Source organism: Collinsella aerofaciens (assembly GCF_015560135.1).
Classification (GTDB): domain Bacteria; phylum Actinomycetota; class Coriobacteriia; order Coriobacteriales; family Coriobacteriaceae; genus Collinsella; species Collinsella aerofaciens_AN.
Genome location: NZ_JADMRH010000001.1, coordinates 1 through 19,087, shown reverse-complemented (window position 1 = coordinate 19,087; position 19,087 = coordinate 1). Strand labels below are relative to the sequence as shown.

The window sequence follows — 19,087 nt, the reverse complement described above, 5'->3', positions numbered from 1 at the left end:
GCTCCACCGTATCTATGGCAATCGACGTAATCGTCCAGCACGAAGGCCAGCACGAAGACGGCGCTCACCGTTGTATGACAATGGGCAATGAACCTACCATTGTTGTAGGATTCAGTGTATTGACATCCTCGAGCGAAAGGCACGCACGTGCCCCAAGACCATCCGACCGATAATCCCATCCTCAATGCCGCGAAGCACGAGCTGGCGGAACGCGCACAAACGGCAGCTCCCCTACGCACCGCAAACGATGCTTACAACGGGCCCGCCCGCATCGTCTCAATCAACACGTCGAAGCACAAAGGCACACGTAAGTCGCCCGTCGCCGACGGGCACGACACCGTCATCGAGCAGTTTGGCCTCGCCTCTGATGCGCACGCCGGGCATTGGCACCGCCAGGTTTCCTTTTTAGCTGCAGAGTCTATCCAGACGGCGCAGGCGCGCGGGCTCGATGTGCACGAGGGCGACTTTGGCGAGAACTTCACAACCCAGGGCATCAACCTGCTCTCGCTCCCCCTGGGAACGCAGCTCAAGCTTGGAAGCGACGTGCTTGTCGAAATCAGCCAAATCGGCAAGGTCTGCCACACCCGTTGCGCCATCTACTATCTCGCCGGCGACTGTATCTTTCCCCACGAGGGCATTTTTGGCGTGGTCCTAAAGGGCGGAGAGGTCCATACCGGCGACGATATCCAGGTAGTCAAACTCGACGACGGCTCCTGTTCGTTCACCCCCGCCGAGGCGCTCGAAGAGATTGAGCAGGCTCGTCAGGAGGGCACGCTGTAGTTGTAAAACCCCACGTTGAGATGGCTTTTACAGACCAAAACTCCTCTTAAACAGGGCTCTGTAACGTTAAAGTTGAACTCTATGGTTTCTCAACAATTCATCATAACTGCAGGTCAAAGCCAAAGCCTCAAGTTCAACTTGACCCTTTGGGACCTTTAAGGTTCAAGTTGAGGTCGAAAGCAGTAGTAGAATATCGTTCGAACCATAACCTACGATTGATTGCAGAGGGACTGGATGCAGCATTCGAATCATCGCACCGCAGCGCTCATTGCGTCGAAGCCGGCTCGTATCATCACGAGCGCCGCGCTCGCCGTTGCGCTGACGGCCACGCCGATGCTCTCCCCCGTTGCGGCGTATGCCGCCTCGCAGGCAACGCAGGACCAGCTTTCCGCAGCCCAGCAGAAGATCGAAGCCGCCACGAGCGCCTACAACGACGCCCGCACCAAACTCGATGACCTGCAAAAGCAGATTGACTCCAATGAGGCAAGCATCGAGGAAATCGAGGCTAAGCTTCCCGAGCAGCAGGCCAAGGCAAGCTCCGCCATGCGCGATCTGTACAAGTATCAGAAGGGCACCAATCCCATCGTGAGCTTCCTGGTCAACGCGCAGAGCCTGGGTGAGTTCATCACGACCTGCAAATACACCAACCAGATCACGAGCTCGAGCGTCGACGAGATCGAGCAGCTCAATAACATGCAAACCGAACTCGAGCAGAACAAAGCCGAGCTCCAGCAAGCCAAGTCTCAGCTTGAGGCAGAGCAGAAAAACGCCGAGGATGCGCTGGCGCAGGCCCAGCAGCTCCGCAGCGAGGCACAGGCAAAAGCAGAGCAGGAAAATGCCGCCGAGCTTGCCAAGCTTGAGGCCGATAAGGCCGCTGCCGCCGAGAAGCTCTCGGGCGAGGGCGTAAGCGGCAGCAATTCCAGCAGCCAGGCCACCAACACCAACACCACCATCGACACCACGGTGAACAACGCCAATACCGGTAGCTCCGATTACGATTCGTTCATTAATGAGTGGACAGGCCGCATCGACAATTATCTCGCCGGCTCCCCCATGGCAGGCCAGGGCTATAACTTTGCCGTCGCCGCTTGGAATACCGGTGTCGACCCCCGTTGGTCCCCCGCCATCGCCTGCATCGAGAGCACCAAGGGTGCTTATTGCGCCAATTCTTACAACGCCTGGGGCTGGAGTGCCCGCGGCGGCGGTTGGCGCAGCTTTGGCAGCTGGAGCGAGGGCATCTCCGCTCACGTTGCCTATCTGGGCGCCAACTACGGCTCCACCCTTACCCCAGCAGCGGCCAAAAAGTACTGCCCGCCCACGTGGCAGGACTGGTACAACAAAGTCGCCGCTCAGATGAACCGCATCTAAGTGCAACTGCAAAGGGCCCCAATGGGGCCCTTTTTCTTTTAGGTAGCGGAGGTATCGACGACGCCGGTCGCATTGGCAACCGCGACTATGACGATCATGCATAGGAGCAGCACACCCAATGCCTTGAGCAAGAGCTTCGCGAGCTTCTTGCCGCGATAGCTGTCGAGCAATGCGAATCGCCGACGAAGACGGCGCTTATCGAACAGCGCAAAATGCATAAGCACCATAAGGCCATCGACAAAGAAAAAATACTCGATTATGAGAAGCCACGTCGGGTAGCTTTGGTTTGCTCCGGTGGGGTGAAAGACGGCAAAGTGACTTCCGACAAAGAACACAAGCAGCGGAGGCGGCGGGCCTAGGAAGCCCTGCGGGGTTTCGGGGCCCTTGGGGCGTCAACACCGTCTCCGAGGCCGGAGTACGGACAGGCGCAGGAGGCCGCACGGGGCGACTCAGATCGTATGCCGCGCGCGTCGCCCGTCTCAACGCTTCCGCACTCGCAAAACGCTTGACCGGGTCGAGCGCCATCGACATGCAGACGACATCGGCAAGTGGAGTGGGAATGCCGCGCGCCTCGCATTGCTCGCGCATGTCGAGCCCTGGTTTAGGGTCGACTCCCGTCAAGCAGAAGAACAACAGGGCGCCAAGCGCGTAGACGTCGCTGCGCACACTCGTCTGCCCAAACCCATACTGCTCGGGCGGCGCATAGGGTCGCGTGCCAAACTTGACGGTATCGGCATCGGCGCCATCGCGCCATACGCGCGCGATCCCCAAGTCGATAATCACCAGCGATGAAAATGTCAGGCCGTCATTAGGCGTATAGTTGGCACCTGTCACGATGATATTCGACGGCTTGAGGTCGCGATGGATCTCCGGCGCCGACGTCTCCCCCGCCATTGCAAAACCGGCATGGAGCTCACCCACGGCGTCGCAAAGGGCAGGATACAATTCACGCGCATAATCGGGGGTGGCTCCCAGACGGTCCACCAGCGCCCCGAGTGTCTCCCCTTCGATGTATTCCATAACCACGTTGAGCTCGTCGCCCACACGACGACAATCGACGATTCTGGGCAGGTGCTCAAAACGCCTGCCTGCCCGCTGAGCGGCAAATAGACGCTCGTATGCCCCTCCGATTTGAGCCGAAGCATCGATGCGTTTACGGACAAAGGGGCCGAGCGAACCACCGCCGGTTCCTTCAAAGTACACGAGCTCGGTTGTTTCAACGGACGAGCGCTTAAGTATACGCTCCACGCGATAGCTGTCGTCGCGATCGAGCGACGCCAGGTGCTCGACAAGCGCTGCGGTCAGCTCGTCATCGGAATATGTTGGGGTCTGAGTATCCATAGCCTCCATCATAGCGCAGGGCGCAGACACCCCATGGCATCTGCGCCCCGTTCGTTTGCATCGTTGTTCGGCAGCTCCGCCGGCTCAGATATCAGCCGCTAACTCACCGTCTCCTCGCCAAAGCGATACAGCTCCTCGTTGACCTTTTGGAGGCTGCACCCGCGATCGATGCAAAAAATGATAATCGCATCGCGGCGGTCCTTGCAGTTAAGGACGCTTACCCCGGCAGCCGTCAGCGCACGGTTGGTTTCTTTGAGCGTCAGCGCCATCGCAAAGGCAATCTGCAGCACCTTATTGCGGCTCGGATGCCGCGCACCGGTAAAGATCTGATAGCCAAAGGTCTCATTGAGATCGGCCATACGAACCACGCGCGAGCGCTCCAAGCCCTTTTCCTGCAGTAGCTGCTTCAGGTAGTTCGAAAGCGACGGGGCGGCAAAGTCGTGCTCCCTGATATAGCCATCGATGTTCGGCGCATCGAGAAGCTCATTGAGCAACTCCTCGGTCAGCTTTTTATCGGGCATACGACTTCACCTCCCCCAGTGCATGCAACATGCTAGAAACCACTTACGTCCGAACGCTCCCAGCTAGCAACCTGGTCGGGAGACACTGTACCCAGCGCCTCGAACTTCCAGGAGCCGCCCGCCTTCAGATGATTGGTGTTTGCAAGAGCCGTTCCAACCTGGTTGCCATCGGCATCATACAGAACATACTCAATCTGAATGTAGCTCTTTTCCTTGTCCGTGTTATTGGTCAGCGTGCCCGTGATCCTATAGGCAAACTGATTGGAGGTGTCTTCAGCCTCGTCAGCAATGGTATACGGTTCTTGCGGTTCTTTTTGCTCCTCAGCCTGCTGTGTCGTCTCGGCAGGTTTTGCCGAATCGCTCGCAGACGAATCGGTTGAGTTGCCACCCATAGAGCTCACGGCACCGACGATAAGCAGCACCACGATGACGCCTAGGACAATCTTGCCGATCGGCTTCTTTCCCTCTTTTGCCATTATTCATCCTTCCTACAATCCGGCTACCGTGCCGGCACACAGCACATCGTAGGAAGGATTGAACTTGAATTCATTAGCTGAGAGCTAAGGCTGCGGTAAACGGCCAATACAGTTATCCAAACGTTGAGCAAACGCACTTTGCGCAACCGTCTGCTGGCAGCGCATCAACCCACCGTGACGGATTCCCCGGTAAAGGCACTGATCATCAACAGGACAAAGAACACCAGGTAGCTGACACTCAGCGAGTACGCAATAATCAGGAAGACGACCCAGCCGACATTGGTTTTACCGTCGGCACGGCGTTGTTCGCGATTACGGCAAAGCCAAATCGTCACGCCAATGGCCACAATCAGCAACACGAGTGCCGCTGCTGCCAACCCGGCAAGCGCAAACATCACGCCAATGCTCACAGCAATAACCGGAAGCAGCAGCAAGCCGCAGCCACACCCACCGGGACTATAAACGGCAGACTGTCGGCATCGCCTCATCGCCGCGCCACCCCCATCATCTTTGAGCACTACAGTGCGATGGCCTGCTGAACAGGAACGATCTTGCCGAGTTCCGGTTCGATCCGCCTTTTCTCGGCCTCAAGGTCAAACGCCACCTGAGCGCGCAGCCAATAACCATCCGTCAGTCCAAAATAACGGCAAAGACGGAGGTCGGTGTCGGCCGTCACGCGACGTTTTCCCAAGACAATCTGCCCGATACGCTGAGCCGGAATCCCAGTCTCTTTCGCAAGGCGATATTGAGAAATGCCCATGGGAACAAGAAACTCCTCTTTGAGAAGCTCACCAGGAGTCACCGGCGACAGCAAATCGGCCGAAGCCTCATCACTTGTGATAATCGACGATTTCGACATTCCAAGCCATCTCCTGTCTCCACTCAAAACAGACCCGATAGCGCTCGTTAACACGGATGCTATATTGACCGGCACGATCGCCCTTCAAAGCTTCCAGGCGGTTGCCCGGTGGAACGCGAAGATCATCAAGTGAAGCACAAACCTGCAGTTGGCGAATCTTCCTCAACGCAACACGCTCAAAGGGCACGAACCTCCTGACCCGCACACCCATGGCAAAGCGTTCGGTATCCTCATCTTTATACGATGCAATCATAGTATCGCCTTACGTTAGTAACGTCAAACGTTTCTATAGACTTACATCTCTATTATATCGTACGTTTGTTCGTGTTTTCTAGAACAAATAGTCCTTCACGCCTTAGTCAAGCGAAAGCAATCGTTTGTAGACATCGAGGCCTTTGAGCAGAATTTCCTCGTCAAAGAGCATGGTATCGGTATGCAGAGCGCTCGTGGCATAGGCGGGACAGCCATCCGGATCACTCGGGTTTTCTTGACCCTCCGGCACGCCCGTGCCCAGCAAGAAGAACACGCCCGGCAGATGGCGCTGATAGAACGCGAAATCCTCGGCGATTAGCAGCGGCTCGTCCACAAGTTGCAACTCGGACAAGGCAGGCGCAATGCAGGCAAACAACTCAGGGTCGTTATCGACCGGCGGATAGCCCTCGGCAAAGTCGAGATCGTACGTACAGCCCGTTGCGGTGCACGCCTCGTCGAGCACACGGCGTACGCCTTCGCGCGCACGGTCGAACATGTCGTCCGTAAACACACGTAGGCTGCCGGCAACATGGGCCTCCCCCGCCACCGCGTTGCAAACGGTGCCAGCCTGCAGCAGGCCAAACTTGCCGATACAGGGCTCGTCGGTGCCCAGCTCGTCCATCAGCTCGCGCTCGGCAACCAAAAACTTAGCTGCCGCCAACGCGGCATCGTGCGACTCCCCAACCGGCACACCATAGGTCTTAGCAATGTGGATGCTCGTACCGTGAATATGGATATGCGTCTCGCTCGAACGCGCCAGCAGCGGACCGGAACAACTCGCCAACGTGCCGGCAGGCAGATCGGGCCACACATGGAAGCCAAAAATGCGGTCGGCCCCATAGCGCTCGAACACACCACTCTCGCATACCGTCTTGGCACCACCGGTCGTTTCCTCGGCCGGCTGGAACACAAAAAGAACGTTGCGCCTAATGGCGCCCGGCTGTTCGCGAATCGTACGGTCGACATACGTCGCGGCGGCAAGCGCCATGGCCATGTGTCCGTCATGTCCGCAAGCGTGCATCTTGCCGGGATGGGTCGAGGCAAAGGCTGCTCCCGTCGCCTCCGCGATGGGCAGCGCGTCCATATCGGCGCGAATCGCCGTGGCATGCGCGGCATCAACGCCGGCGTCGAAGAAAGCACAGACGCAGCTGGGGCACGGATGGGTCACTTCGCAGGTGAGCGGTGCCAGCACGCCCTCGATATAGGCAATGGTTTGCGGAAGATCGAAATCGAGCTCCGGAATGCGATGGAGATCGCGGCGGTAGCGACGGAGTTCTTGGGGCTCGGTCATAGAGGATCCCTTCGTGAGGCACATCTGTTGCAACTTATTGTGATACAGGATTGTGGCGCACATGTTTCCAGCATATCCCTGCATTTTTTAAACGTTATATACGAATACTCTTGTTTGGTAAAGTGCAACGTGGTAGGGTCTTTACCACTTGATAGAGGCGCGGGCACGAAGAGCCGCGGGCGAGTCGGCAGACTTTGACCCCGCGGGGAGGCGAAACCCGCCGAACTGGGTTTTTCGGGCACGAACAGCCTGGTGGGCCTGCGGGAAACACTCGCAGGACTGTCTGCAGCAATGCGGGAGCGCTATCCGGACATTGGGTCCACGCTATGCGGATTCGATGCGCAGATGGCGCCGTCTGGATAGCGAGGTTTACGGGACATGTCATTGACCCCCAACGAGGCATATGCGGCCAAGCAGCCGTTTGTGGACAAGGAGACACTCGAGCATATCGTCGAGCAGTTCCCCACGCCGTTTCATCTATACGACGAGGCGGGTATCCGCCGCAACATGCAAGAAGTGCGCGACGCCTTTGCGTGGAACCCGGGGTTTAAGGAGTACTTTGCCGTCAAGGCCAACCCCAACCCGGCCCTTATCTCAATTCTCAACGAATACGGCTGCGGCTGCGATTGCTCGAGCTATACCGAGCTCATGATCGCCCGCTCGCTGGGCATCACCGGCCATGACATCATGTTCTCGTCCAACGACACGCCGGCGGCAGACTTTGAGCTTGCCGACAAGCTGGGCGCCATCGTCAACTTCGACGATATCAGCCACATTGAGTTTTACGAGCGCGTCGCGGGACCCATCCCCAAGACGGTGAGCTGCCGTTTTAACCCGGGCGGCCTGTTCCAGCTTTCCAACGGCATTATGGACAACCCGGGCGATTCCAAGTACGGCATGACCACCGAGCAGCTCTTTGATGCCTTCCGCATGCTCAAGGCCAAGGGCGCCGAGGACTTTGGCATCCATGCCTTCCTTGCCAGCAACACCGTCACCAACGATTACTACCCCAAGCTCGCGCGAATCCTCTTTGAACTTGCCGTGCGCCTGGAGCGCGAGACCGGTGCACATGTCGCCTTTATCAATCTGTCCGGCGGTGTGGGTATCCCCTACCTGCCCGAGCAGCAGGCCAATGACATCCACGCCATCGGCGAGGGTGTACACGCGGCCTACGACGAGATCCTGGTTCCCGCCGGCATGGGCGATGTGGCGATCTGCACCGAGATGGGCCGCTTTATGATGGGCCCCTACGGGTGCCTGGTCACCAAGGCCATTCACGAAAAGCGGATCTACAAAGACTATATCGGCGTGGACGCAAGTGCCGTCGACCTCATTCGTCCTGCCATGTATGGCGCTTACCACCACGTTACAGTGATGGGCCAGCCGGGTGGCCCCGACAAGTCCGCAGCTCCCGTCACGAACACGTACGATATCACGGGCAACCTGTGCGAAAACAACGACAAGTTCGCCATCGACCGCGAGCTGCCGCATATCGACATGGGTGACCTGCTTGTAATCCACGATACCGGTGCGCATGGCTACTCCATGGGCTACAACTACAACGGACGTCTGCGCTCCGCCGAGGTCCTGCTGCGCCCCGATGGCGCGGCCGACCTCATCCGCCGCGCCGAGCGCCCGGGCGATTACTTTTCCACGCTCGACGTGCTGCCGTGCGGCCGAGAGCTGCTGGCCAAGTCGCGCGCCGAAAGCGCCCGCCGTCGCGCCCAAGACGAGCGCCTGGCAGTCGCAGCTCAATGGAACAAACGCATCCAGATCGCGGAGGCGAAGGAGAAGAACATGGACATCCGCAATCTCGAGGGCTCAATCGTCGCCCTGGTTACGCCGTTTAAAAAGGACGGCAGTGTCGACTTTGACGCGCTCGAGCGCCTTATCGATTTCCACTTGCAAAATGGCACCGACGCCATTCTCACCCTGGGCACCACCGGCGAGAGCGCCACGATGACCGATGACGAGGACAACTCCGTCGTCGCCGCCGTGGTCAAGCATGTTGCAGGACGCGTCCCCGTCATCGCCGGCTCAGGCTCCAACTCCACGCAGACCATGCTCACCAAGTCGCTTACTTACCAGGGCTTGGGAGCCGACGGCCTGCTGCTCATTACCCCCTACTACAACAAGTCCAACGAAGAGGGTATCTATCAGCACTTTAAGACCGTCGCCGATGCCGTTGACATCCCCTGCATCCTGTACAACATCCCCGGCCGCTGCGGCTGCGGTATCAGCGAGCGCAACGTAGAGCGCCTAGCCGCGCACCCCAACATCATGGGTATTAAGGAAGCCTCGGGCAACGTCGCCTACGCGGCCAAGATCGCTCACCTGCTGTCCGACGACTTCCGCATGTACTCGGGCGAGGATGCACTCACAGTGCCGCTCATGAGCCTGGGCGCTTCGGGCACCATCAGCGTGTGGGCCGACGTGCAGCCGCAGCTTGTACACGACATGTGCCGCGCTTATCTGGACGGCGACGTAGCGCGCGCCCGCGATATCCAGATTGCCGGCCAGCCGCTCATCAACGCCCTCTTTAGCGAGGTCAACCCCATCCCCGTCAAGGAAGCGCTCGCCCAGATGGGCATGATCGAGGCAAACTACCGTATGCCGCTGTGCCCCATGGCAGACGACACGCGAGCCGCACTTACCGATGCTCTGAAGGGAGCTGGTCTACTTGATTAAGACCGTCATTATGGGAACGGGCCGCATGGGCTCGCTCATCCGCACTACCGCCGAAGGCATTGTCGACGCCGCCGGGCAGCCCGTTTTTGATATCGTGGCCCAGATTGGCTTCGATTTGAGCGAGCTCGAGAACGCACCGGCTGCCGACGTCATCATCGACTTCTCGAACGTCGCGACCTTCGACGCCGTCGTCGCCTATGTCGAGCGCACGGGCGCGGCGTTGGTCTCAGGCACCACAGGCTACACCCCCGAGCAGATGGACCGCCTGCGTGAGCTGGGCCAGAACACCCGCGTTATGCACTCGGGCAATTACTCCATCGGTATCGCAGCCCTGCGCCATCTGGTAGCGCAGGCTACACGCGAGCTGCCCGGCTTTGACTGCGAAATCGTCGAGACGCACCACAACCAAAAGGTCGACGCCCCCAGCGGCACTGCCAAGCTGCTGCTCGACGCCGTCGTCGAAGCCGAGCCCGAGGCAGGCTACCACCCCGTCTATGGCCGCGAGGGCATGTGCGGAGCACGCGATCCCAAGGAAATCGGTATGCACTCGCTGCGCGGCGGCACCGTCGCCGGCGTGCACGAGGTGAGCTTCTTTGGCCAGGACGAGGAGGTCACGCTCACCCACCGCGCCACGAGCCGTCAGATCTTTGTCAACGGCGCCTTGGCAGCCGCGCAGAAGCTCGTCACCCGCGAACCCGGCTTCTATACGTTCGACAAGGTCATGTTTGCCTAACCAGGTATCAACCGAATCCACCCAAAGGAGAGATAGCAAATGAGCAACGCAGCCGAGATGGATGCACAGGAGATTATCAACTACATCGCCACCGCGCCCAAAAAGACGCCCGTCAAGCTGTACGTGCGCGAGAAGCCGGGCATGAAGGTTGCCTGGGGCGACGCACATGTCTACGGCGGCCGTCGCGGCAAGACCGTCTTTGGCGACTGGGACGAGCTCAAGACCATCCTGGACGCCAATGCCGATTCCATCGATTACTACGACGTTGAAAACGATTGCCGCAACTCCGCCGTGCCCATGCTCGACCTTAAGGGCATCAACGCCCGCATCGAGCCGGGCGCGATCATCCGCGACCGCGTCGAGATTGGCGACCGTGCCGTCATCATGATGGGCGCCATCATCAACATCGGCTCCGTTATCGGCGAGGGTTCCATGATCGATATGGGCGCCGTGCTGGGCGGTCGCGCCACCGTGGGCAAGAACTGCCACATCGGCGCCGGCACCGTGCTGGCAGGCGTTGTGGAGCCCGCCAGCGCCACGCCCGTCATCATCGAGGACGATGTCATGATCGGCGCAAACGCCGTGGTCCTGGAAGGCGTGCACGTGGGCAAGGGTGCTGTAGTTGCCGCCGGCGCCGTGTGCGTCGAGGACGTCCCCGCCGGCGCCGTCGTGGCCGGTGTCCCCGCCCGCGCCATCAAGATGCGCGACGAGAAGACCGACAGCAAGACCGGCCTGGAAGAGGGCCTGCGCCAGCTGTAGAAGTTACGCGGTTTTGCCAAACCGCGTAACGGCTCGACGCTGCAAACGCCCCTAAGCGGCAATCTGACGTTCAATCGTCGGTCGCGTACCGAAGTACGCTTCCCTCCTCTTTCACGTCACCTTGCTCGCTCTGGGGCGTTTTCGCTGACGTATGCCCAACCTGCGGCGCAATGTCAGCAACCAAGCCGAAAACAAAAAAGACCGAAGTCCCGAAGGGCTTCGGCCTTTGTTTTTCTGCAACGTCCAAGCGCAGCTTATCGATTCTCAATACTTCCGATGTTCTTGAGCTCGATAGAGATGAGGCCGTTGGGCTCATTGACGAACTCAATGTACTCGGAATTCGAACCCATCTCTGCCGGGAAGCTGATCTCGATACCCGTGTCGGTACGAATCTTGTGATTGCGCACCGCCGCGCGTTCGACCTGCTTGCGCTCCACGGGCACACGCTCAGGCACCTTCTCCTCGGTCAGTGCCGCGCGCACGCTCTCCTTGATAACCGGTTCGTCCTCAAAGACCTCGTCGACGATATCCCAAGGCGGCAGCTCCTCGTCATCCTCGACCTTCTCGGCAACAGCAGCCTTAACCTTGGCGAGCGCTACGGCCGTATTGGCACCGTGCTCCTCGGCGACTTCCTCGACCACACGCGTCACGGTGTCGATGACCTCCTTGCCCGACACGCCCGTGTCGCACTGCAGCAGGCCATCAGGGATAAGCATACGGTCCTCGCCGGCAATCTTGCGCTTCTTGTCCACGTAGCCGATCTCCATGGTACTCGCACGCACGATGGCATAGCTCGGCACCTTTTGCGAGGGGTTCGGCAGAATGGCGTAGTGGCGCGCGATGTCGTTGCGCACCTCCCCCTCCTCGCGGCCCACTTCGTGCATAAAAGCCTGCTTGGAGCCCAGCAGCATCACGGCGAACCAGCGGGCATCCTCATCGTCGTCAAAATCGGCCACGAGCACGTCGGTGGACTCGGCTTTCTCGGCTTTGGTGAGCTCGGAGGAGATAAACTCCGCAATCTGCTGCGACAGGTCCACGAACTCGCGATCGCCAAAGAAATAGCCCTTGAGCTCGCCGCCGAATGCGGAGTTCTCGGCAAACGTGGCGCGTTTATTGTCGGCCGAGGTGCGTGCGCGGCGCAGATGCGTGGTTACGAAATTGCGCACGGTACGGCTTTCGATATCGAGCTCGCGCTGGCTCATAACGTTGACGGCAGAGTCAAAGTCCAGGATATGCAGAATCGCGTGATTGATTTTCATATACGGCATTCCGTTCTAGATCGATTTCGGCACGAACCAGTATAGCGGTCGATCCCGCCCCAGGCGCATCGAAGATTGGTGCATCGGGGACAGGTTGCTTTGCACCAATGGTTAGCGCAGGAGCTCGGACTGCCAAGCCTCGAGCTGTTCTGCCAAGCTCTTGCCGGCAGCGGGCATGTCGATCTGGGGACGTTTGGGCAGAAGCGCACACTTAAGAATCGCAACGATAGTCTGCGAGACAAAGCGTCGCGTATCCTTGTCAAAGCCTTGCGCAGCCTGGAGCATCACGGGCAGGCTCTCGCGCAGATTCCCAGCGATATCCGCAAACCGCTCAGCACCCGTAGCCTCAAGCACGGAGAACAACGCATCTACAAAACGCTCGCGCTCGTTAGGCGACACCGCAAGCAGCATCTCGCGAATGGAGCCATCAACGTATCGAGCACCGGCGGACAGGCGCTCACAGTACACGAAGTCGCGACCATCAACCACCCAGCTAAAGGGATTATGCTGAAGCAGGCTGAACTCGGTGCTCTCAACGATGGCATAGTCCTCCTGTGTCTCGAACATCATGCCAAAGATCGACGACCGAGGTAGCGTCTTGTCGATTCGACCGGATAGATCGGCGAAGGCGTTGCCGCTCAGAAACTCCTCGACGAAGCCCGGACCATCATGGGAATACGCCCGTTCGATTCGCTCACGGGCGACATCGGGGCACATCGCCGCACCGTACACCGCAAGGTTTCCACCCTTGGAATGACCTCCGCACAAAAGCGGCCCGTCAATCGCATCCGCCGCCTCGTCTACATAACGCGCCGCGGATTCCTGGGCCGGCACAGGACACCGGAACGCCATGTTAAAGTCCTCTTTCCAGCCCACAATCGTGCTGTCGGTCCCCCGGAAGGCAAGATAGCTAAACCCCGCCGGAAATCGGAACGTCATGGCCGCAAACTGCTCCGTTGTCTCGGCATCACTCACGCTACGATAGCCGCAAACACGAACGCCACGGTAGCGAGGGCTTGCTGCCACAGCCTCCAACAGGGCACGACTCCCCTCCGGATCCCACAGGTCGCCAATCATGTCTTGGTAGCACTCGGCGCGCAGCAGCTCGCGTACGTCTAGGCCCTGCCAGTTCGTCAGCTCCGCCATATCACCCGGCAAACGCAAATAGGACAACCACGCAAAGACCAGGCTATCCACCGCGCAGAACGGCCGTTCCTCAAACGGATCAAACGCCGTCTGGGCATAGGTCAAAAAATTAGGCGAATCCGACATGGCCCTCCCATCAACTATGGTGCATTGGGGTGGTGCAAAGTAACCTGACCCCCCCTCGCACTAAAAAGGCGCCCGGACCGTGTGGCCCGGACGCCTTTCATTGTAGCCTGTTGCCCAAACGAGCCGAATTTAGCAGGAGAAGTCGACGCTGTCGATGATGTCCTTGAGGGCCTTGGCGGAGGCGGTGAGCTCATGCTGCTCGTCATCGTTCAGCGGCACGGGGACGCGGCAGACGACGCCGTCGCGGCCAACGACCGTCGGCATGGAGATGGCCAGATCGGACAGGCCATACTCGCCCACCATGAGCGAGGAAACGGGCAGAACGGTCTGCTCATCACGCATAACAGCGGTGCAGATGCGCTTAACGGCCATGGCGACGCCGTAGTAGGTGGCGTGCTTCTTCTCGATGATGGTGTAGGCGGAGTTCTTAACGTCCTCGGCGATGCGCTTCTCGGCAGCCTCATGCTCCAGGTGGCCGTGAAGCTCGCAGAAGGTGTTCAGCGGCACGCCGGCAACCTGGGCGCTGGACCAAGCGACAAACTCGGAGTCGCCGTGCTCACCCATGACATAGGCCTGAACGTCGCGCGGGTCAACCTCGACGTGGGCACCAAGCATCTGCTGCAGACGGCCAGTGTCGAGCACGGTGCCGGAGCCGATGACATGGCCCTCGGGCAGGCCGGACATCTTGATGGCAGCATAGGTCAGAACATCAACCGGGTTGGAGACGATTAGCAGAATGCCGTCGAAGCCGGACTTCTTAATCTCGGGGATAATGGACTTAAAGATGTTGACGTTCTTGTTGACCAGGTCCAGGCGGGTCTCACCGGGCTTCTGGGCAGCGCCAGCGGTGACGACGATCATGGCGGCGTCGGCGACATCGGAATAATCGCCGGCGTAGATCTTCATCGGCTCGGCAAACGTCATGCCGTGCGCGATATCCAAGGCCTCACCCTCGGCGCGGTTCTTGTCCACGTCGATGAGGACCATCTCGGAGAACAGACCACTCTGCATCAGTGCGAACGCCGAAGACGAACCGACGAAACCGCAGCCGACAATAGCGACCTTCTTCTCGTTAACCATTACAAACTCCCATCTCTCTCCACAAACAAGCCGCCCGGGAACGACCCGAGCGGCTTGCCGTAATCCCAATACATCCAATCGGGACTTTGATTATGCTCCTATTCGCAGCCAAAAATCGACCGTTTACCGAAATTGTTTGCAGGATTCGTAAAATAACTGCACGAAATCGGTTTCGAGCTATTGACGAGCCGAAATACCTTTCTAATACAGGCCCGCCTCGCGAATGGCCTCGACAGCCAAAGCGATCTGGTCGGGCGGCAGGACCAGCGCCATGCGCACGTGTCCCTCGCCCGAAGGGCCAAAGCTCGCGCCCGGCGTCACCACAACGCCGGCCTTCTCCATAAGCTCCTCGCAAAACGCTATGGAATCGGTGCGATCACCGGGAAGCTTGGCCCACACAAACATAGATCCATGCGCGTTGGGGCGCTCCCAGCCCAGGCCCTCGAGACCGTCGCACAGGGCATCGCGGCGCTCCTGGTATTTAAGACGCTGCGCCTCGACCTCATCGCGCGGACCATTAAGGCACGCGATAGCAGCCTTCTGGATCGGGAAGAACATACCAAAGTCGATCTGGCCGCGCAGCTTGGCAAAGGCAGAGACCACGTCCTCGCGGCCGACCAAAAAGCCGATACGCGCACCGGTGACGTTAAACGACTTGGAGAGCGAGAAGAACTCCACGCCCACCTCGAGCGCGCCAGGGTACTGCAAAAAGCTTCCGCCCGGCTCGCCGTCGAACACGATATCGGAGTATGCGTTGTCATGGACGATGAGCAGGTCGTGCTCGCGGGCGAAAGCGATGATCTCCTCGTAGACCTCGGGCGTGCCCACCGAGCCCACCGGGTTGGCAGGCAGCGACACGATCATGTACTTGGCGCGATCGGCAACCTCGGGGTCGATACCCGCCACATAGGGCAGGTAATTATGTTCGGCAACCAGCGGATAGTACTCGAGCTTCGCATCGGCGATCTTGGCGCCCGCCTCAAAGACCGGGTAGCACGGATCGGGCACCAGAATGGTATCGCCCGGGTCGAGCAGGGCCAGGCCCAAGTGGCCCACGCCCTCCTGCGTGCCGTTGCACGACTGCACCATGGACGGCGTAATGCCGGAGACACCAAAGCGGCGCTCGTAGTAATCGCACACGGCTTGCTTGAGCTCGGGCAGATCGCGCAGGGCATACTTCCACATCTCGGGATCTTGGGCTGCCTGCGTGAGCGCCTCGACCACGTGGTCGTACGGTTTAAAGTCGGGCGTGCCCACGCTCATGTTGTAAATGGTCTTGCCCTGGGCCTTAAGCGCGAGAAGCTTGTTGTTGAGCGAGGCGAAGACCTCCGCGCCAAAGCGGTCGAGACGCTGCGATGCCTGCATGGTACCACCTTTCGATATAAAAAACGCGGCGCTCCGACAAGAGCGCCGCGCGATACGGGCCATCAGATTGCAAAAGTGTAACGCTTAGAAACCCCGTATTGGTTCAATTTAGCCAACCTTAGTCAATTGCATTGAGCGCGTCGATCTGCGCGAGCCACAGACGCGAGCTGGCGTCACTCGGCATACGCCAATCGCCGCGCGGGCTGAGCGTCACCGAACCCACCTTGGGACCATCGGGCAGGCAGCTGCGCTTAAACTGCTGGGCAAAAAAGCGACGATAGAACGTACGCAGCCACGTGTGGACGGTCTTGGCGTCGTAGACGCCCTCGAAGCTCTTGAGCGCCATGCGGTAGATTTTGCCCGGCTCAAAACCAAAACGCAGCAGGTAGTAGAGGAAGTAGTCGTGCAGCTCATACGGGCCCACCAAATCCTCAGTCTTCTGCGCAATCTCGCCATCGCCCGTGGGCGGCAGAAGCTCGGGGGACACCGGCGTATCGAGGATGTCGAGCAAGACCTCGGCAATACGCCCGCCAAAGACATCGGCCGCATAGCGCACCAGATGGCGCACAAGCGTCTTGGGCACGCTCGCGTTGACGGCGTACATGCTCATGTGGTCGCCGTTATAGGTAGCCCAGCCGAGCGCCAGCTCCGACAGGTCGCCCGTGCCGATGACAAAACCGCCAGCCTGGTTGGCCAGATCCATCAGAATCTGCGTACGCTCGCGGGCCTGGCTGTTCTCGTAGGTCACGTCCTGCACGGCCGGATCGTGCTCAATGTCCTTGAAGTGCTGCTCCACGGCCGCGTGAATCGAAACCTCGCGGAAGCTCACGCCCAGGTCGCGGGCAAGCGACTCGGCATTCGACTTGGTACGATGCGTCGTGCCAAAGCCGGGCATGGAAACCGCCGTGATACCCGTGCGCGGCAGCCCCAGCGCATCGAAGGCACGCACGGTCACAAGCAGTGCCAGCGTGGAGTCCAAGCCACCCGAAAGGCCGATGACCGCAGCCTTGGTGCCCGTGTGGGCAAGGCGGGTCTTGAGGCCAGCAGTCTGCAGGTCGAGGATGGTCTCGCAACGCTCGGCCAGGTCGCCATGGTCAGCCGGCACAAAGGGAGCGCGGGGGAAGACACGGTCAATGTCGAGTGCATCGCGCAGGACAGGCTCGTCTGCCAGCACGCCCTCAAACGAAAATTCAACGGTTGTGGCCTCCGGCGCATCGTCCGCGCGCGTCCACGTCGTCGAGCGGCGGCGCTCGGCAACCAGACGGTCGAGGTCAACATTGGCGACGGTCATATCGCAGGAAAGCAGTTTGGTGGCGGCGAGCTTAGAGCCGTTTTCGTAGACGAAGTTCTCGCCCGCAAAGACCATGTCGGTCGTGGACTCGCCCTCGCTCGCGTCTGCATAGGCATAGGCACAGTACAGGCGTGCGCTCTGATTGGAGATAAGGCTGCGGCGATAGTCTGCCTTACCGATGATTTCGTCCGAAGCCGACGGGTTGAGAATCACCGTCGCACCGGCAAGCGCCATCTCGGTCGAAGGCGGCGCCGGCACCCACAGGTCCTCGCAGACCTCAACGCCCAGCACCATATCCTCGGCACCCTCATCACAGCAACGGTAGATAAGCCCCGAACCCAGCGGAACCGGACCCTGACCGGCAAATTCAACCCACACGGGATCCGCAGGCGCCGGAGCAAACCAGCGGCGCTCGTAGAACTCGCCATAGTTGGGCAGATACTTCTTGGCCGTGAGGCCCAAAAGCTCGCCCGCGCAGCACACGGCGGCGCAGTTGTAGATATTCTCGGCAACTGCAACGGGAAGACCGATGGTAAAGACAATCGGCAGCTCACGAGTCTCATCGAGGATATGCACCAAAGCAGCCTCGCAGGCATGCAGTAATGTGCGGTTATGGAACAGATCGGCCGCGGTATAGCCGCACAAGTTAAGCTCGGGCAGCACCAGCGCGCGAACGCCGCGCTCGGCAGCCTCGCGAACAGCCGCCAGTGCAACCTCGGCATTGCCCTCGACATCGGCCACGCGAATCCGCGGCGAAGCCGCCGCCACACGCAAAAAGCCATCGTTCTTATTAGCCGAAACGCAGCATTGCCTTGTTGATCTGGACACTGGAGGCCCCTTCTACCCTGAGATTCAGTCTAACGGACGTTCACATATCTCTAACTAGCCAAAGCAACCTCCCAGTTTACTGAGAGGCCAACCTGTGCTAAGAGCATGTAGTTCAAAAATATCTTTAATTAAAAAAGGAGAAATCGATAATCGACTTCTCCTTTAAGCGAGGCGAGTAAATTCCGAAACTAATGGCAGAATTTATCCATGTAGTCCTCAAAGTCGAACACTTCTACCACGACGCCCTCTTCCTGAAACTCTTTCAGCTGCTCCAAGAGATCTTTGTTAATAACGTCCATGCAGAAACCTCCTCTATCTAATCAATTGTAGTATATCTGCTTTCATGCAATTATCAACCAACTTGTTTAATTGCTCCTCGCTTGCCGATAGTCCCTCTTTTTTCCCTTGATTCTCATTTTCATTGCAACAGCCTCAGGACTCAGCGCAACGCGTTGCGCTGAGTCCTGAGGCGCGAATCCGGGTAGGCAACCCCAGAGGGGCCGGAATCCCCCGGCCCGCGATGGAGGGAGGCCGGCATGTCCAGACCCAAGCCGTCCGGAAGGTCGTACGGGAGGCTCACGAGGCACGAGAGGAACACGGTCGAGAGGATGCTCGACCGCAACCGCAGCGCCCGCGAGATCGCCGCGGAGCTCGGCAGGTCGCCCTCGACCGTGACCAGGGAGGTGGCGGCGCACCGCTACGTCACCGCGCCGCGCTCGCGCTACGGCGAGCCCGCGCCCGCGGACCTGTCGGGGGCCTGCCCCAGGCTCTCCGCGTGGCCGAGGTGCTGCAACGGCTGCTCGCACAGGAGGGGCTACGGCTGCTCGAGGAGGCCCAGGGTGTTCTATGGATTGGCTACACTGATGTGGACAGTTCCGGGAGGGGCGCAGGAGACGGGAGGGCCGTATATGAGGGACCCCAGGC

General features: G+C 59.4%; 19 protein-coding genes and 1 riboswitch. Of the genes, 6 read left to right on the top strand and 13 right to left on the bottom strand.

The genetic code is table 11. The features are described 5' to 3' along the window. The first annotated feature begins 147 nt into the window (after positions 1-147). The gene (locus I2H19_RS00095; protein WP_271745357.1) at positions 148-780 is read left to right on the top strand and encodes an MOSC domain-containing protein; all 633 of its coding nucleotides are present in this window, start codon (positions 148-150) and stop codon (positions 778-780) included. A gap of 234 nt (positions 781-1,014) precedes the next feature. Next, a complete protein-coding gene (locus I2H19_RS00090; RefSeq protein WP_118377185.1) occupies positions 1,015-2,148 on the top strand; it encodes a coiled-coil domain-containing protein in 1,134 nt (377 codons plus the stop codon). 38 nt (positions 2,149-2,186) lie between these two features. Here I2H19_RS00090 and I2H19_RS00085 read toward each other — a convergent pair whose 3' ends face one another. From I2H19_RS00085 to I2H19_RS00050, 8 genes are all read right to left on the bottom strand, one after another. Further along, complete coding sequence (locus I2H19_RS00085; RefSeq protein ID WP_229089669.1) at positions 2,187-2,366, bottom strand: hypothetical protein; 180 nt, start codon at positions 2,364-2,366, stop codon at positions 2,187-2,189. After that, entirely contained in the window at positions 2,344-3,489 is a 1,146-nt protein-coding gene (locus tag I2H19_RS00080) for a serine/threonine protein kinase (RefSeq protein WP_195620525.1), read from the bottom strand. The genes I2H19_RS00085 and I2H19_RS00080 overlap by 23 nt, the downstream gene beginning before the upstream one ends. 98 nt (positions 3,490-3,587) lie before the next feature. Further along, the gene (locus I2H19_RS00075; protein WP_195620524.1) at positions 3,588-4,010 is read right to left on the bottom strand and encodes an XRE family transcriptional regulator; all 423 of its coding nucleotides are present in this window, start codon (positions 4,008-4,010) and stop codon (positions 3,588-3,590) included. A gap of 32 nt (positions 4,011-4,042) precedes the next feature. Beyond that, positions 4,043-4,486: an FxLYD domain-containing protein gene (locus I2H19_RS00070; RefSeq protein WP_195620523.1), complete on the bottom strand. Its 444-nt coding sequence runs from the start codon at positions 4,484-4,486 to the stop codon at positions 4,043-4,045. A 164-nt stretch (positions 4,487-4,650) separates the two neighbouring features. Next, positions 4,651-4,920, bottom strand: a complete 270-nt coding sequence (locus I2H19_RS00065; RefSeq protein ID WP_195620522.1) for a hypothetical protein — start codon at positions 4,918-4,920, stop codon at positions 4,651-4,653. A gap of 83 nt (positions 4,921-5,003) precedes the next feature. Continuing rightward, on the bottom strand, positions 5,004-5,345 hold the full coding sequence (locus I2H19_RS00060) for a HigA family addiction module antitoxin (protein ID WP_195620513.1): 342 nt from the start codon (positions 5,343-5,345) through the stop codon (positions 5,004-5,006). Continuing rightward, positions 5,317-5,598, bottom strand: coding sequence for a type II toxin-antitoxin system RelE/ParE family toxin (locus tag I2H19_RS00055; RefSeq protein WP_006234335.1), 282 nt, complete (start codon positions 5,596-5,598; stop codon positions 5,317-5,319). Before I2H19_RS00055 ends, I2H19_RS00060 begins: the two co-directional genes overlap by 29 nt. Before the next feature lie 102 nt (positions 5,599-5,700). Next, positions 5,701-6,888 carry an N-acetyldiaminopimelate deacetylase gene (locus I2H19_RS00050; protein WP_229089668.1) on the bottom strand — a complete coding sequence of 396 codons (1,188 nt, stop codon included), beginning with the start codon at positions 6,886-6,888 and terminating at the stop codon, positions 5,701-5,703. A 144-nt stretch (positions 6,889-7,032) separates the two neighbouring features. Then, positions 7,033-7,201, top strand: a riboswitch (Lysine riboswitch). Between the two features lie 65 nt (positions 7,202-7,266). On the opposite strand from I2H19_RS00050, the gene dapA reads away from it, so the two are divergent. The 3 genes from dapA to dapD are packed head-to-tail and all read left to right on the top strand — an operon-like array spanning position 7,267 to position 11,068. Further along, the gene (gene dapA / locus I2H19_RS00045) at positions 7,267-9,576 is read left to right on the top strand and encodes a 4-hydroxy-tetrahydrodipicolinate synthase (protein WP_195620509.1); all 2,310 of its coding nucleotides are present in this window, start codon (positions 7,267-7,269) and stop codon (positions 9,574-9,576) included. Next, a complete protein-coding gene (gene dapB / locus I2H19_RS00040; protein WP_172544914.1) occupies positions 9,569-10,309 on the top strand; it encodes a 4-hydroxy-tetrahydrodipicolinate reductase in 741 nt (246 codons plus the stop codon). The genes dapA and dapB overlap by 8 nt, the downstream gene beginning before the upstream one ends. A gap of 39 nt (positions 10,310-10,348) precedes the next feature. Then, positions 10,349-11,068 carry a 2,3,4,5-tetrahydropyridine-2,6-dicarboxylate N-acetyltransferase gene (gene dapD / locus I2H19_RS00035; RefSeq protein WP_006234339.1) on the top strand — a complete coding sequence of 240 codons (720 nt, stop codon included), beginning with the start codon at positions 10,349-10,351 and terminating at the stop codon, positions 11,066-11,068. A gap of 254 nt (positions 11,069-11,322) precedes the next feature. Here dapD and I2H19_RS00030 read toward each other — a convergent pair whose 3' ends face one another. The 5 genes from I2H19_RS00030 to I2H19_RS00010 form a co-directional block, all read right to left on the bottom strand. Further along, positions 11,323-12,327, bottom strand: a complete 1,005-nt coding sequence (locus I2H19_RS00030) for a nucleoid-associated protein (protein ID WP_195620507.1) — start codon at positions 12,325-12,327, stop codon at positions 11,323-11,325. Between the two features lie 111 nt (positions 12,328-12,438). Continuing rightward, a complete protein-coding gene (locus I2H19_RS00025) occupies positions 12,439-13,599 on the bottom strand; it encodes a DUF2974 domain-containing protein (protein WP_006234342.1) in 1,161 nt (386 codons plus the stop codon). A 129-nt stretch (positions 13,600-13,728) separates the two neighbouring features. After that, positions 13,729-14,679 carry an L-lactate dehydrogenase gene (locus tag I2H19_RS00020; protein WP_006234343.1) on the bottom strand — a complete coding sequence of 317 codons (951 nt, stop codon included), beginning with the start codon at positions 14,677-14,679 and terminating at the stop codon, positions 13,729-13,731. A gap of 201 nt (positions 14,680-14,880) precedes the next feature. Next, positions 14,881-16,044, bottom strand: a complete 1,164-nt coding sequence (locus tag I2H19_RS00015; RefSeq protein WP_195620505.1) for a pyridoxal phosphate-dependent aminotransferase — start codon at positions 16,042-16,044, stop codon at positions 14,881-14,883. A 118-nt stretch (positions 16,045-16,162) separates the two neighbouring features. Then, positions 16,163-18,163 (bottom strand): NAD(+) synthase, encoded by a 2,001-nt coding sequence (locus I2H19_RS00010; protein WP_195620503.1) that lies wholly within the window; start codon positions 18,161-18,163, stop codon positions 16,163-16,165. Positions 18,164-18,699: 536 nt separating this feature from the next. On the opposite strand from I2H19_RS00010, the gene I2H19_RS00005 reads away from it, so the two are divergent. Beyond that, positions 18,700-19,087 (top strand): helix-turn-helix domain-containing protein (locus I2H19_RS00005; RefSeq protein ID WP_229089667.1); only part of this gene is annotated, 388 nt, incomplete at its 3' end.